The following is a 14,171-nucleotide window of genomic DNA, read 5'->3' as shown; positions in this document are numbered from 1 at the left end:
GCCAGTGTCGTTTTTCCACTGCCGGTTCCTCCGGCAATTCCTATCAGTATCGTATCCATAAGAAACTCCTTTTTATCCGATGATAGCCAGTGTTGCGCTTGTTCCGAGACGGCTTGCGCCGGCATCTACCATAGCCTGTGCCTCGTCTGCGTTGTGGATTCCGCCGGAAGCTTTTACGCCCATATCCGGGCCTACGGTCTTTCTCATCAGGGCAACATCAGCCGCTTTTGCACCGCCGGTAGAAAATCCGGTGGAGGTTTTTACGAAGTCAGCGCCGGCTTCTTTTGCGAGCTCGCACGCTTTTACTTTCTCTTCATCGGTTAAAAGGCAGGTCTCGATGATGACTTTCAGAACGATGTCCTTGCCGCATACTTCTTTTAAGGTCTGGATATCGGAGCGTACGAAGTCGTATTTGCCGTCTTTGAGGGCTCCGACGTTGATGACCATATCAACCTCCTGTGCACCGTCTTCGATGGCTGCACGGGTCTCAAACGCTTTTACACGGGTATCGGACATGCCCAGAGGGAAGCCGACAACGGTGCAGACTTTGACGTCAGATCCTTTGAGCTTTTCAGCAACGAATTTGGTGTAGTACTGGTTGACGCAGACAGAAGCAAAATCATGTGCAAGTGCCTCGTCGCAGATCTTTGCAACCTGTGCTTCGGTTGCGTCTGCTTTTAAAATAGTGTGGTCAAATAATTTGGTGTTCAGCATAATTTTTTCCTTTCTTTGATGAAAAATAAATTAGAATGATAGAGAAAAGGCAGAGCCGAAAAAACACAGTTCGGATTTAACGGCTCTGCCTTTAAAAATTGTAACTATTCAGAGCCACATCTCGATTCCGCTGCGCTGCATCTCGATGTGGCTGCTCGCCATATGAAATTCCAGAAAAAACCGCTCATTCATGCAAGCATGATTCGCAATTTTTTCTTCCATTTCACATGGCTCTGAATAGTTACATATTATCTTGCGCCCTTATCGTATGGAATACCTTCGGCTTTCGGAGCCTGGGAATTCTTGGATGTGAAGGCGAGAATAATCATGGATGCGATAAACGGCATCATGTTGTAAATGTTCTTGGACAGTCCCAGATGGGAGAGGACGGTGGAGTCCGCAATGTTTGCCAGGGAACGGAATACCGCAAAGAATACGGCTGCTCCGGCAATGTGGAACGGTTTCCACTGACCGAAGATCATAACAGCGAGGGCAAGGAATCCGGCACCGGCTACGCCGACTTCGAAGTTCCAGGTGGTAACGGACGGAACGATGTAGGCAAATCCGCCGATACCGCCGAGTGCACCGGAGATGATAACACCGGTGTATCTCCACTGGTATACGTTGATACCAACAGAGTCGGCTGCCTGTGGATGCTCACCGCAGGCACGCAGGCGCAGTCCCCATTTCGTTTTGAAGAGGAACACGTAGCTGCAGATCAGAAGGATGATGCCGATGAACAGGAAGATGTTCACGGTAAATGGTCCGATCTTGTAAATGAAAGCGGCGTTGGTGTAGTTCAGCTTTGCGGAAGCTGCACCGTTTCCGGTATCCGAGCCGTTGTTGAATGCTTTTACCAGGACGATGGCAATGGCAGTAGCCAGCATGTTCAGCGCGGTTCCGCCGATCGTCTGGTCTGCTTTCAGTGTGATGGCGGAGAAGCCAAGCAGCAGAGAGTAGATCATACCGGATACGGCGCTCGCCAGAATGGAAAGTGCCACAAGTGCAGGAGCCGGGAGGTCCGGGAACAGAACCAGGACGAAGACACCGGCAAGGCCGCCGATCGCCATGATTCCTTCCAGCGCGATGTTGATGACACCGCTTCGCTCGGAGAACATACCGCCCATCGCAACGAGCATCAGAACAACGGCGTACAGTAAAGTAAATTTAATTAAAAGGAACATTATTTCTTCTCCTCCTTTCCGTTGTCTGCATTGGCATTTGCTTTCTGCTCTTTTTTGCTCTTGAACAGGTTTGCAACGATGCCCTTGAACAGGGTAACGAATGCGCAAAGGTAAATGATAACGGCAACGATCAGGTCCGCGATCTCCGGCTGATAATATTTCGTAGGCAGGTAAGCACCGCCGACCGAAATATGAGCAACGAAGAGAGCAGCAAAGATAACGCCGATCGGGTTGCTAAGTGCAAGAAGCGCAACCGGGATACCATTAAATCCGATGGCCGGGAGTGCTGTCGATACCTGCGGGTTCCACTCGGATGCACCGGAGAGGAAGTAGAGGCCTGCACCGATTCCGGCAAGCGCACCTGCGATGGTCATGGAGAGAACAACGTTTCTCTTCTCGTTGATGCCGGCGTATTTGGCAGCATCCTTATTGAACCCGCAGGCTTTCAGCTCATAGCCGAAGGTTGTTTTGTTCAGAACGATATAGATGATGACCGCAATGGCAATCGCAATGAAAATCGCAATCGTTGTGGAACTGGTACGGAAAATGGAGTTCATGCCGCAGTCCGGAATCAGGGATTTCGGAGAAGCGGAGCTTAATTTGTAAGTACGTGTGGTCTTCTGATCATACATGTCCGGGATGGTGTTGTACATCAGCTCATTGACAAGATAAAGACCAATCCAGTTGAACATGATGGAAGTAATAACTTCATTTACGTTGAAGTATGCTTTGAAGATACCAGGAACTGCTCCCCAGATGGCTCCGCAGACCATAGCAGCCAGAAGGCATACATACCATGGCATGTGGAGGATGATGGCAAAATACAGGGCGCCGAAGACACCGACGGTGTACTGTCCGGCAGCACCGATGTTGAACAGACCTGTTTTAAAAGCAAATGCAACCGAAAGTCCGGTCATAATCAGGGGAGCGGACTGAGCGATTTCACTTCCGATTCCTTTCGGCTTTAAGTAAAAGCCGCCTTTGATGATTCGTGTAAATCCATCCACTGCGTTCTCCGCGTTGATGCAGTATAAAATGATAAATCCCACAAGAAGACCGATCACAATACATACAAGAGAAGCGACAATGGACAGAAGAGCGTTTTTCGTTTTTTCGTTCATGCTTTTCTTACCTCTCTTTTATACTTCTTCGGGAACCGGATCCCGTTTTGCACCTGCCATGTAGAGACCGAGTTCTTCGACAGAAACGGTTTTCGGATCCAGCTGGCCGACCAGCTCTCCTTCGTACATAACAAGAATACGGTCGGAAACATCCATAACCTCATCCAGTTCCAGAGAAACCAGAAGAACGGCTTTTCCCTTGTCGCGCTGTGCAACGAGCTGGCTGTGAATGTATTCGATGGCTCCGACATCAAGACCACGGGTAGGCTGTACCGCAACGAGAAGATCAGGATCTTTGTCGATCTCACGCGCGATGATCGCTTTCTGCTGGTTTCCGCCGGACATGCTGCGGGTGATGGTCACAGGACCCTGGCCGCTGCGGACATCGTACTGCTCGATCAGGCGCTCGGCATATTCGCGCACGGCTTTTGATTTGATAAAGCCGAAGGATTCAAATTCCGGCTGCCAGTAACGCTGCAGCACCATGTTCTGCTCGATGGAGTAATCCAGCACGAGGCCGTGTTTATGGCGGTCCTCCGGGATGTGGCTCATGCCCATCTTGGAGCGGTCGCGGATGGAAGCTTTCGTGATGTCCTGTCCGTTGAACAGAATTTTACCGCCGGATACTTTTTCCAGTCCCGTGAGGCCCTGAACGAACTCGGACTGGCCGTTTCCATCGATACCTGCGATGCAGACAATCTCGCCTTTTCTTACATTAAAGGAAACATCTTTGACGGCGTTGTTTCCGTGCACCTTGCTCGGTACGGTCATGTGCTCTACTTTCAGAACGGTGTCGCCCGGTTTTGACGGCTTTTTGTTGACGGAGAAGCTGACGTTTCTTCCGACCATCATGCGGGAGAGCTCTTCTTTGGAAGTTTCGCTGATGTTGACGGTTCCGATGTATTTTCCTTTGCGGAGAATCGTACAGCGGTCGGCAACTTCCATGATCTCGTTGAGTTTATGGGTGATGAAGAGGATGGATTTTCCTTCTTTTGCGAGGTTCTTCATGATCTTCATCAGCTCGTCGATTTCCTGCGGCGTCAGAACCGCGGTCGGCTCGTCGAAGATCAGGACTTCGTTGTCACGGTAGAGCATTTTCAGAATTTCGGTACGCTGCTGCATGCCGACGGTGATATCTGAGATCAGAGCGTCCGGATCGACCATCAGACCGTATTTCTCGCTCAGCTCCATGACTTTTGCACGGGCATTCTTTTTCTCGAGGAAAAGGCCTTTGGTCGGCTCTACGCCGAGGATGATGTTGTCGAGAACCGAGAAACATTCGACCAGCTTAAAGTGCTGGTGCACCATACCGATGTTGAGATCGTTGGCGTCGTTCGGCGTGTTGATATGGACTTCCTGCCCATTCTTCTTGATGATTCCGGAGGTAGGCTGATACAGACCAAAAAGAATACTCATCAGGGTTGATTTTCCTGCACCGTTTTCTCCAAGCAGAGCATGGATTTCTCCTTTTTTGAGCTGTAATGTAATGTTGTCGTTCGCCTTGATACCCGGGAATTCTTTGGTGATGTTCAACATCTCAATAATGTACTCATTTTCCATATACATATTCCCTTTCAAGCGTGGTTTTGCAGGACTGCCGAAGGCATGGAAAACAGGGCAGAACTGCGGGCTTTCATTATGTCTAGTATAGCATTTTGTGTGACAGAAAAAAAGGGGAAGAGAAATAATATTCTCTTCCCCAAAAGGCATATTGTTACAGAAACAGTATGCACATTAGCTGATGTAATCAACGGTTACGTGAGAACCTACTTCCGGCTGATTTTCTGTATCGCTGGAGATTTCGATGGAACCATCGCGGATACCAGCCAGTACAGTTTCATACTGATCCTGTGTGAAGGTTGTGAATCCCCAGGATTCGGAATCGGTAGGAAGGCCGATGTAATCTCCGTCTTTCAGTCCAAGCTGCTGAGCAGTTCCGCCAAGTTCAGAGAAGTTTCCGCTGAAGTAGGAATCCAGAGCGTTGTTGATGGCGCTTGGAAGACCTTTCATAGCGGAAGTCAGGCAGCGCTCGCCGATTTTGGAACGCTGGTCAACGTCTACACCAATAACTTTTCCGTCGTGTGTCTCAGCTGCATCCAGAGCAGATGTCCAGATACCGCCGCCGCAGGCGAATACAACCTGTGTTCCGTCTGCATACCAGCCTTCCATACGGGCGGTGATGGAGTCATCGCCGTAGAACTGGCCGCCATAGTAATATTTTACGTTTACATCTACGCCGTCTTCTTCAGCAGCAGCGTTGATACCCTGTACATAACCGTAACCGAAACGGATAACGGCCGGAACAGCGATACCGCCAAGGAAGCCAAGGCTTGTGTAACCGTCTTTTACTGCAGCGTATCCAGCCAGGTAGCCGGCCTGCTCTTCTTCGAAGGAGCAGATGTATACGTTCTTTCCAAGATCAACAGTTTCACCGTTTAAGTTTACGATGTCGCTTTCGGTAACGTCAACTGCGATGAAGGTTACATCCGGATAGGTGTCCTGCTCTTCTGCGATGGCTGGTCCGAACAGATAACCAGGCATAACAACTACGGTAGCGCCCTCAGAGATTGCAAGATCGATGGAGTTGATACGCTCCTCGTCGGTGTCCTCTGCCGGTTTGTAGTACTCGTACTCTACGCCGTTTGCATCGCCGTAAGCGCATACAGTTTCCCAGGTGATCTGGTTGAAGGATTCGTCGGTGATATCTCCGGAGTCTGTGATCATAGCAATTTTCTCGTCTGCGGAATCTTTTTTCTCTCCGTCTGTGGAAGCAGAAGAAGATGCTGCGCTGGCAGAATCAGTTCCTTTGGATGCATCGGAGGAAGAGGATCCGTTGGAGGAACCGCATCCTGCGAGTGCAGCAGTTGTCATGGCAGCTGCAAGCAGTAAGCTAACTACTTTCTTTTTCATAAATAGTATTCTCCTTTCATGGGTACAGCGTTTCTGCGTGTATGGCAACATTATAATATAAAAGAAAAAAGTATGTCAAGTAAAGGAAAAACTGCGTGAAATCCACTAGCTATCGGCATGTGAGCCGGAAATTCTTCGGATAATGGCGTTGGATCTTGCATAAATTTCTTCCGGGTCAAAGCCGATATGGAATTCGCCGTTTTCGTAGAGGATTTGACCGTTTACCATGGTAAGCTTTACGTTCTGTTTGCTGCCGCTGTAAACGAGGTTTTTGATCAGATTATTCTCCGGCTGCATATTCGGCTGATGGAGGTCAATCATGACGAGATCGGCCTTTTTGCCGGCAGCGAGACGGTCGCAGTCAGTAAGCTGCATCGCGTGTGCACCGCCTGCGGTTGCCATGTAGAGAATGGCGTCGGCCGGGATTCCTGCGGCGTCCATCTCGCGGACTTTGGAAAGGCCGGTGGTCAGGAACATTTCGCGGAACATATCGAGGCAGTTGTTGCTGGCAGGCCCGTCGGTGCCGATGGCGAGGTTGATGCCGTTATCGTAAAAACGCTTCAGCGGGCAGACGCCGGAGGCAAGCTTCAGGTTTGAAGAAGGATTGGTGACAGCGGTGAGCTTCCGGTCGCGGAAAATTTCGAAATCGCGGTCCTCCATCCAGATGCAGTGGTAGCCGCCGCCTCCGTACTGGAACATGCCAAGTTTTTCCATGAGCTGTGTCGGGGTGAGCCCCCAGCGCTCTTTACAGCCCTCGACTTCGCTTTTTGTCTCGGCGTTGTGTGTCCAGACAGGGGAATGGTATTTTTCGGCAAGTTTGGCAACTGCCTCAAGAAGCGGGCCGCCGGTCGTATATTCGGCGTGGAAACCGAGCAGATACGAGGTGCGGTCGGAGAGTTCGTTGACATAGTTATACATCTCTTCGAGAAATTCCGGGCTGTCGACGAAGTTGTTGAGGCCGCTGGTAAGAACGGTGCGGAATCCGGTGTCGACCGTGGCAGCGATGCTGTTTTTCTGCTGAATGTACATGTCGAAATTGGAGGTGATGCCGCTCGTCAGATATTCCATGATGCCGAGGATATTGAGCCAGTAAACGTCGTCCCCGGCGAGCTTTGCCTCGTTCGGGAAGACCTGGCGCTCGAGCCATTCGTGGAGCGGGAGATCGTCCGCGTAGGAGCGGAGGAAGGTCATCGGGGTGTGCGTGTGTGCGTTTTTAAAGCCCGGGATCAGGAGATTGCCGCGGGCGTCGATTTCGCGGTCGAAGACAGTGGTCTCTGCGGCATCTGGATCTGCTTTTCTACCAGGTCCGATATAGGTGATGGTGTCGCCGGTGACATGAAGTTCGTCTTCGGCGATGGAAAAATGGTTTTCAGCGTCGAGTACGAGAATTTTGGCGTTGTAAAAACGTGTATTCAAAAAAAGATCTCTCCTTTATTTTACGTGCTGTTTTCAGCGGCCGGGGCTTGTTTTTTTTTGACAGACCCCGGCCGCTGTGTGTTTACAGTGTCTTTGCGATGCCCTGAATCGTTGCGGCAACGAGTTTTTTGAACTGCGGTGCAACCATGTCAGCTGCCTCCTGAACTTCCGCATGGCACAGAGGCTGCGGGGAGATGCCGGCGGCAAGATTGGTAATGCAGGAAATACCGATGACGCGCATGCCCATATGGCGTGCAGCGATGGCTTCGCAGGCGGTGCTCATGCCGACCGCGTCTGCGCCGAGGGTGTGGCACATGGCGATTTCCTGCGGGGACTCGTACTGCGGGCCGGTGAGCTGCAGATAAACGCCTTCCATCAGGTCGATATCAAGGCTGGCTGCGGCTTTCCGTGCGATTTTCTGGAATTCAAGGTCGTAGATCTGGCTCATATCCGGGAAACGGGTGCCGAGCTCGTCGATGTTCGGTCCGATAAGCGGAGATGGAACGAAGCAGGCGATCTGGCCGTTTAACAGCATCAGAGAGCCTGGCTTTGTGCCCTGTTTGATGCCGCCGGCGGCGTTGGTTAAGAACAGTGCTTTTGCGCCCATCAGCTTCATGAGGCGGGTCGGGAGAACAACGTCGGTCATCGGATAGCCTTCATAATAATGAACGCGGCCCTGCATGCAGACAACCGGCACATCGCCGACGTAGCCGAAGATAAAACGGCCCGCGTGGCCCGGAACGGTGGAAACCGGGAAGCCTTCGATATCGTGGTAGTCGAGGGTGGCGGTGACGCGGATATCATTCGCAAAATCACCGAGGCCGGAACCGAGGATCAGTGCGACTTCCGGCTGGAAATCGATCTGGGAGCGGAAGCTCTCGTAGCATTTCATCAGTTTTTCGTAAACAGGGTTTGGGGTGTTGCTCATAAGAAAAACCTCCTTAAATAAATGATTTTCTGATTTTTATGAGTCTTTTTTCGGCACTGCTGCCTGCTTTTTCAGAGAAGAAAAGCCTGCCACAGAGATGTGAGTCCCGGAGGCAGGCTTTTCTATTAGAAAAAAGATCATCTGGTGATTCTATTGTAGTATAGAAAGCGTGGAAAAGCAATGTTTTTCAGTCATCAAAGATATTGAGATGCTGTTTCATGATATTTCCCAGCCATTCGATAACCGGACCTAAGGTGATAACCATCAGCACGGTGACAATGCCGAGCTTTCCGCCGAGCAGAACAGCGATTGCAGTGACAGCAAAGTCGTAGACGATGCGGATCACGCGGAAAGAAACGTTCGGCAGGTGGGTGGAGATGATGAACGATACTGCGTCGTACGGTGCGGTTCCCATATCAACATCCATATAGAAGGATGCGGCGAGGATAAACAGGATCAGCGCCGGAATCAGCACAGCGATGCGGACACCCATCGAGGTAAAAAGATCCGGCGGAAGGATTTTCGCCCAGATCCAGGAGAAAAAGTCGATGGAATAGCCCACAAGGAACATGTTTGCGAGGGTTCCAAAGCCTAAATTTCTGCCGCCGAACACGATAACGAAGATGAGCAGGACGATATTGAAGAGCGCCTGCCAGTTTCCAATGCTGATGCCCAGGCGGGTGGAGATGGTTTGGTTTAACAAGGTACACGGATCGGTGCCGAGATCGACGAGAAGCAGCCATGAGAGTGCAAAGCCCATCAGAATGACGGCGGCGATGACCAGAATCAGGCGGGTCCAGAAATGTTTCTTCTGGTAGAAGCCCTGGATGATTTCTTTCATAGTATGAGTTCCTCCCTGTAAAATAATACAAAATGTATTTTCATGTTTTCCGGGCTGATCTGCAGAATTTATTTTCTGCTTTTTTGCCCTTTTTCCCAGAAAAATCTCCGCCGTTTTTTCGCCCGGCGGAGATTTGCCTGTTTCTGTTATTTTAGTATATTTTTTTCAAAATGTAAACAGTTTTCTTTTGCTTATGTTAACAAAATGATTAATAATAAAATGAATATAGTGAACGCAAAATAATAAAAAATAAGTTTTTCGAAAAGGAATGTTCACGTGAAGATTAACAAAGTGAACACTAACATTAAGATGTGTTTGCACCATGCGCTATGTTTCTGATTAGGACATACAGACAGGTACAGCAATCACGTGATTCGCATAAACGTATTATTCTGCTGGTGAGAAGACGGCAGGAAATCTTGAAAACAATGTATAATTATACAGCTTACGAAACGAGTGATACATTCTTTCCGAAAACCTCTCGGTAAAGCTGTTCCCGATCAACGGTGATCAGGGATTCAATCTGCTGCTGGAGCTGTTCGCTGTCAAAGAGCTGTACGAGATCCGGGTTGAACATACGGCCTGCGTTGCAGCGGAGATCGGCGAGCATGTCTGCAAAATTTTTGCCGGAGCTGTAGGCGCGTCCGACGGAATCGGTTGCCGCATCGAGACAGTCGGCGCAGGTGAGGATCTGATAGAGGATCGCGTTATCGTTGCCTTTATTTACGCTCCATGAAGTATTACTTCAAGCCGATTCGTGAGCTGCCGACAGGAAGGGGCTTTGCAGACTTTGTTTATCTTCCGAAACCGGAATTTCGCAGTGAGTACCCGGCACTTCTCGTAGAACTGAAATGGAATCATTCTGCCTATACAGCGTTGAACCAGATCAAAGAGAAAAAGTATATTGCATCACTGGAAACGTATATGGCGTAAATGAATAAAAAGGCAAGGCAGCATATCACAGGAAATCCTGAGGCATGCTGCCTTATTTTGCCAGGCATATCAATAATTGGTTCAAAAAGGATACGTTAGAATACCACTACCAGCAGCATCTTATACTGCTCTTTTCCATACACTGCATGCGGGTGTTTTGCCGGCATGACGATGGATTCACCTTCGTGGAGTTCGTATTTTACGCCGTCGATGGTGATTTCACCGGTTCCGTCGAGGCAGGTGACGAAGGCGTCGCCGCCGGACTCGTGGGTGCTGATTTCTTCGCCTTTGTCGAAGGCAAATAAGGTGATGCTGACGGATTCATTCTGTACCAGTGTCTTACTGACGATCTGGCCTTCCTGGTAGGAAACCTGATCTTTTAAGACCATAACCTGGGCTTTATCGATATTTTTCATGATGCTCATAGTTCATAAATCTCCGTGATAGAATGAGAACGTGTCTGAAAAAATTCCCAGGCACGTTCTAAAAATGTGTGATTAAGATGAGATGACTCATCGGTGTCGGGCGTGTATAGAAATGGAATCTGAGGTCCGTTTTTCTGACATGCCCAAATTCAAAGATATTTTTGTCTGAACATATACAGTATACGTGGAAAAATGAAAGAAAGCAAGGGCTTTCGATTATTTTCCGAAAAACAATTCCATATCGTTTTCAACGGTATCGATTCCGGCGATGCCGAAGTTTTCAACGAGAAGAGCTGCAACATTCGGGCTTAAAAATGCCGGGAGTGTCGGGCCGAGGTGGATGTTCTTGACACCGAGTGACAGCAGCGCCAGAAGAACAATGACGGCTTTCTGCTCATACCAGGAAATATTGTAGATGATCGGCAGATCGTTGATATCGTCGAGGCCGAAGACCTCCTTTAATTTCAGTGCAATCACGGCAAGAGAGTAGGAATCATTGCACTGGCCGGCATCGAGGACGCGCGGAATGCCGTTGATGTCGCCGAGGTTCAGCTTGTTGTATTTGTATTTCGCACAGCCTGCGGTCAGGATTACCGTGTCTTTCGGCAGTGCCTGCGCAAAATCAGAGTAATAGCTGCGGCTCTTTGCACGGCCGTCGCATCCAGCCATGACAACGAATTTTTTGATCGCGCCGGATTTCACGGCATCGACGATCTGGTCTGCCAGGGCAAGGACCTGTGCATGAGCGAAGCCTCCGACGATGGTTCCCTGCTCGAGTTCCGTCGGCGGTGCGCAGTGCTTTGCCTGTTCGATGAGCAAAGAGAAATCTTTTGTCTCACCGATGGCACCGTCGATGTGCGGGCAGCCCGGATAACGAACCGCTCCGGTTGTGTAAATACGGTTTTTGTAACTGTTCTTCGGCGGCACGATACAGTTCGTCGTCATCAGAATCGGGCCATTAAAAGATTCAAATTCTTCTTTTTGTTTCCACCAGGCGTTACCATAATTTCCCTTAAAATGTTCATATTTTTTGAACGCCGGATAGTAGTGCGCAGGCAGCATTTCGGAGTGCGTGTAAACATCGATGCCAGTGTTCGCGGTCTGCGCGAGCAGCATCTCGAGGTCGCGCAGATCGTGGCCGGAGACGAGAATACCCGGGCGGGTGCCGACACCGAGATCGACGGTGGTGATCTCCGGATTGCCGTAAGCGGAAGTGTTTGCCTCATCGAGCAGTGCCATTCCCTGCACGCCGTAGGAGCCGGTCTCGAGCGCGAGTGCGGTCAGTTCCTCTGCAGAGAGAGAATCGTCGAGCGTTGCGGCGAGAGCACGCTGCAGGAAGGCATCGATTTCCTCGTTTTCTTTTAAGAGAACATTGGCATGGCTGGTGTACGCGGCGAGTCCTTTCAGACCGTAGGTGATGAGCTCGCGTAAAGAGCGGATGTCCTCATTTTCCGTGGAAAGTACGCCGACGGTTACTGCTTTTGCGGCAAACTCATCGGTTGTGCCGTTCCAGAGGGCGGCTTCCGGCAGAGCGGAGCAGTCGGCAAGCTGAGCGAGAAGCGCTTTGGTCTCAAGCGTTGCCTCAATTCGTGCGCGGATCGTATCATCATCAAAGTTCACGTTTGTGATGGTCGTAAACAGGTTTTCGGTGATGAGATGATTGACGCTGGCATCGACGGTTTTTCCTTCGCGGCGGAGCTGTGTCGTCACGGCGGAAAGTCCTTTCGTCGTCCAGATCAGCAGATCCTGCAGCGCCGCTGTCTCCGGGCGCTTTCCACAGACACCGGATTTTGTACAGCCGGAGCAGCCGGCAGTTTCCTGACACTGGTAGCAAAACATGTTCTGTTCCATAAAATAGTTCCTCCTGTAGGGTATTTCCGAGGGGTTAAGCGCAGAGGGAAAAACAGATCTGCGCGGAGTTTCATAATTTACACGTACAGAATATCGGATATAACAGGAAAAGTATGTGGTTATAACCACGGAAAATACTTTTTGTGTATATTCGTTTATGAAAAATAAGCATTTGAAACGATGAAACGGTAAAAAATTTACGCTGCGGTACCGCCTAGAGAGACGGATGACGCAGCGTAAATTTGTTTTTATGAAATTCGAGGATTCCCTCTTTCTGCATTTTTCCGAGTTCTTTGGAGAGGGCGCTCCGGTCGAGGTTCAGGTAGTCGGCGAGGCCCTGGCGGTCGAAGGGGATCGTAAAGGTGTCGGCGCCGGTTTTGGCAGACTGCGCGGCGAGGTAGACCAGCACGCGCTCGCGGATCGTCTTTGGTGTAGTGCAGAAAATGCGTTTGGAGAGGGTAAGATTTTTCTGCATGGAGATGCGGAGCATGTTACTGCGAAGCTGGGACAGCCATGCATCATCACCATCGGCGGTCTGGTCGAGGTTTCGAAGATTGAAAAAGAGAACCGTCGAGGCTTCGGCTGCCGTGACATTCACCATCATCGGCTCCCGACAGAAGGCATACGTTTCGGCAAATACCTGGCCGGGGGTGATCTTGCTTAAGATACTGCGGTTGCCCCAGAGATCCGTATTCTCCACGAAAACGCTGCCGGACAGCACAATCCCCAGTTCGGACACGCGGTCACCCATGTGATAAATGGTCTGGTTTTTCTCAAACGAACACGTCCGCAGCCACCCGCTCGAAACAAGAGCCGTCCGCCCGGTTTCCGAGATGCCATGAAAGAGCGGGAGAGAAAACACCTCGGCCGGAAAAACAGCATCAGCCAATGATTTCATACTGCAGCATCTCGTATTTCAAAATACTGCCCTCCATAATTTCCGGCGGCAGCAGTGCGCGGGCAACCAGTTTCATTTCATTGTCCTCCGGTTCGATGTCATTGCGGCGTAAATGCGCGTAATCACCATCGATGGCGACTACTTCGTAGGTGCAGGATAACATAAGAAAACAACCTCCTTTTTCTTTACATGATACCTATTATACCGTGTGCAGAAACGGATGTCGATGGAATTTTTAATGTCGGAAACAAAAGTCTATGCTATACTTACAGCAGGGTATGACAGAAAAGAAAGGATGGAAGGTAGGATCCTGGGGGAAGAACTTGAACTGGAAGTCTGCTCGGTGCTGAGAAAAATCCGGGAAGATATGTAGCTCATTATCATCAGCGGCTATGCGGAATTTTCTTATATAATAGGAAAGTTCGACATCTGCTCAGAGAAATCCCTAAACATGTGGAGGATAAAAAAACTGATTTTCTAACAGAGCTTCTGCCATGGTCCAAGTCTTTACCAGAACATATCGGGAAGCTCAGACAGCAATAAGATTTCACCAGCTAACAGAGGATTTTTCTTTACACAATAACTCCATATAATTACCGGAATCAGACAAAGCCGAAAAAAGAAAGAAGATTAGGAACCGTAATAATTCTATTCAAATTTTCTTCCTGATTCACTTCACTTTGCATGTACGGTCACCTTACTTTCTTTTTTTTTAGACATAAACCAATAAAATATAACACAAAATGCTAAAGCAAACACAACACCAAAAACATTTTGAATCACTCTAAGACTAACCGCTCCTTGTAGTCCATAAGTCTCTGCTGCAATGGCTAAAGCACCAAATGTGTTAAATACTGCCTGCCAGCCATATTGTGCTGAAAATCCTACACCGATTCCACCAAGAATTCCTATATATGCATAGATTGACGAAGGAAGCAGAAAATATAATA

General features: G+C 49.5%; 13 protein-coding genes and 3 pseudogenes. 1 reads left to right on the top strand and 15 read right to left on the bottom strand.

Annotated features, from left to right (window positions below):
* Window positions 1-72 precede the first annotated feature (72 nt).
* From deoC to ACY2VW_RS12810, 9 genes are all read right to left on the bottom strand, one after another.
* Window positions 73-714 (bottom strand): deoxyribose-phosphate aldolase, encoded by a 642-nt coding sequence (gene deoC, locus ACY2VW_RS12850; protein ID WP_022461750.1) that lies wholly within the window; start codon window positions 712-714, stop codon window positions 73-75.
* Between the two features lie 248 nt (window positions 715-962).
* Window positions 963-1,898 (bottom strand): ABC transporter permease, encoded by a 936-nt coding sequence (locus ACY2VW_RS12845; protein ID WP_461878320.1) that lies wholly within the window; start codon window positions 1,896-1,898, stop codon window positions 963-965.
* The gene (locus ACY2VW_RS12840; RefSeq protein ID WP_117762018.1) at window positions 1,898-3,019 is read right to left on the bottom strand and encodes an ABC transporter permease; all 1,122 of its coding nucleotides are present in this window, start codon (window positions 3,017-3,019) and stop codon (window positions 1,898-1,900) included. Before ACY2VW_RS12840 ends, ACY2VW_RS12845 begins: the two co-directional genes overlap by 1 nt.
* 18 nt (window positions 3,020-3,037) lie before the next feature.
* Window positions 3,038-4,585 (bottom strand): ABC transporter ATP-binding protein, encoded by a 1,548-nt coding sequence (locus tag ACY2VW_RS12835; protein WP_373141908.1) that lies wholly within the window; start codon window positions 4,583-4,585, stop codon window positions 3,038-3,040.
* Between the two features lie 168 nt (window positions 4,586-4,753).
* The gene (locus ACY2VW_RS12830) at window positions 4,754-5,929 is read right to left on the bottom strand and encodes a BMP family lipoprotein (protein WP_461878319.1); all 1,176 of its coding nucleotides are present in this window, start codon (window positions 5,927-5,929) and stop codon (window positions 4,754-4,756) included.
* A gap of 105 nt (window positions 5,930-6,034) precedes the next feature.
* Complete coding sequence (locus ACY2VW_RS12825) at window positions 6,035-7,345, bottom strand: amidohydrolase family protein (RefSeq protein ID WP_461878318.1); 1,311 nt, start codon at window positions 7,343-7,345, stop codon at window positions 6,035-6,037.
* An 82-nt stretch (window positions 7,346-7,427) separates the two neighbouring features.
* Window positions 7,428-8,273, bottom strand: a complete 846-nt coding sequence (locus ACY2VW_RS12820; RefSeq protein ID WP_461878317.1) for a purine-nucleoside phosphorylase — start codon at window positions 8,271-8,273, stop codon at window positions 7,428-7,430.
* Window positions 8,274-8,460: 187 nt separating this feature from the next.
* A complete protein-coding gene (locus ACY2VW_RS12815; protein ID WP_461874775.1) occupies window positions 8,461-9,114 on the bottom strand; it encodes a YczE/YyaS/YitT family protein in 654 nt (217 codons plus the stop codon).
* 445 nt (window positions 9,115-9,559) lie between these two features.
* Entirely contained in the window at window positions 9,560-9,724 is a 165-nt protein-coding gene (locus ACY2VW_RS12810; RefSeq protein WP_461878316.1) for a hypothetical protein, read from the bottom strand.
* A 110-nt stretch (window positions 9,725-9,834) separates the two neighbouring features.
* On the opposite strand from ACY2VW_RS12810, the pseudogene ACY2VW_RS12805 reads away from it, so the two are divergent.
* A pseudogene (locus tag ACY2VW_RS12805) lies at window positions 9,835-10,038 on the top strand (AAA family ATPase); the annotation flags it as partial.
* Window positions 10,039-10,142: 104 nt separating this feature from the next.
* On the opposite strand, the gene ACY2VW_RS12800 reads toward ACY2VW_RS12805, so the two are convergent.
* The 6 genes and pseudogenes from ACY2VW_RS12800 to ACY2VW_RS12775 all read right to left on the bottom strand — a co-directional run.
* A complete protein-coding gene (locus ACY2VW_RS12800; protein WP_461878315.1) occupies window positions 10,143-10,472 on the bottom strand; it encodes a cupin domain-containing protein in 330 nt (109 codons plus the stop codon).
* 216 nt (window positions 10,473-10,688) lie between these two features.
* Window positions 10,689-12,323: a hydroxylamine reductase gene (hcp, locus tag ACY2VW_RS12795; protein ID WP_461878314.1), complete on the bottom strand. Its 1,635-nt coding sequence runs from the start codon at window positions 12,321-12,323 to the stop codon at window positions 10,689-10,691.
* 214 nt (window positions 12,324-12,537) lie between these two features.
* The gene (locus ACY2VW_RS12790) at window positions 12,538-13,221 is read right to left on the bottom strand and encodes a Crp/Fnr family transcriptional regulator (protein WP_117510613.1); all 684 of its coding nucleotides are present in this window, start codon (window positions 13,219-13,221) and stop codon (window positions 12,538-12,540) included.
* On the bottom strand, window positions 13,205-13,384 hold the full coding sequence (locus ACY2VW_RS12785) for a hypothetical protein (RefSeq protein WP_055225919.1): 180 nt from the start codon (window positions 13,382-13,384) through the stop codon (window positions 13,205-13,207). Before ACY2VW_RS12785 ends, ACY2VW_RS12790 begins: the two co-directional genes overlap by 17 nt.
* A gap of 353 nt (window positions 13,385-13,737) precedes the next feature.
* Window positions 13,738-13,907: pseudogene (locus ACY2VW_RS12780) on the bottom strand (CDP-alcohol phosphatidyltransferase family protein); the annotation flags it as partial.
* Window positions 13,897-14,171, bottom strand: a pseudogene (locus tag ACY2VW_RS12775) (FUSC family protein); the annotation flags it as partial. The pseudogenes ACY2VW_RS12780 and ACY2VW_RS12775, both read right to left, overlap by 11 nt.

The sequence above is a fragment of the Fusicatenibacter sp. genome, from assembly GCF_977045365.1.
This window is presented reverse-complemented; position numbering and strand designations above follow the sequence as displayed.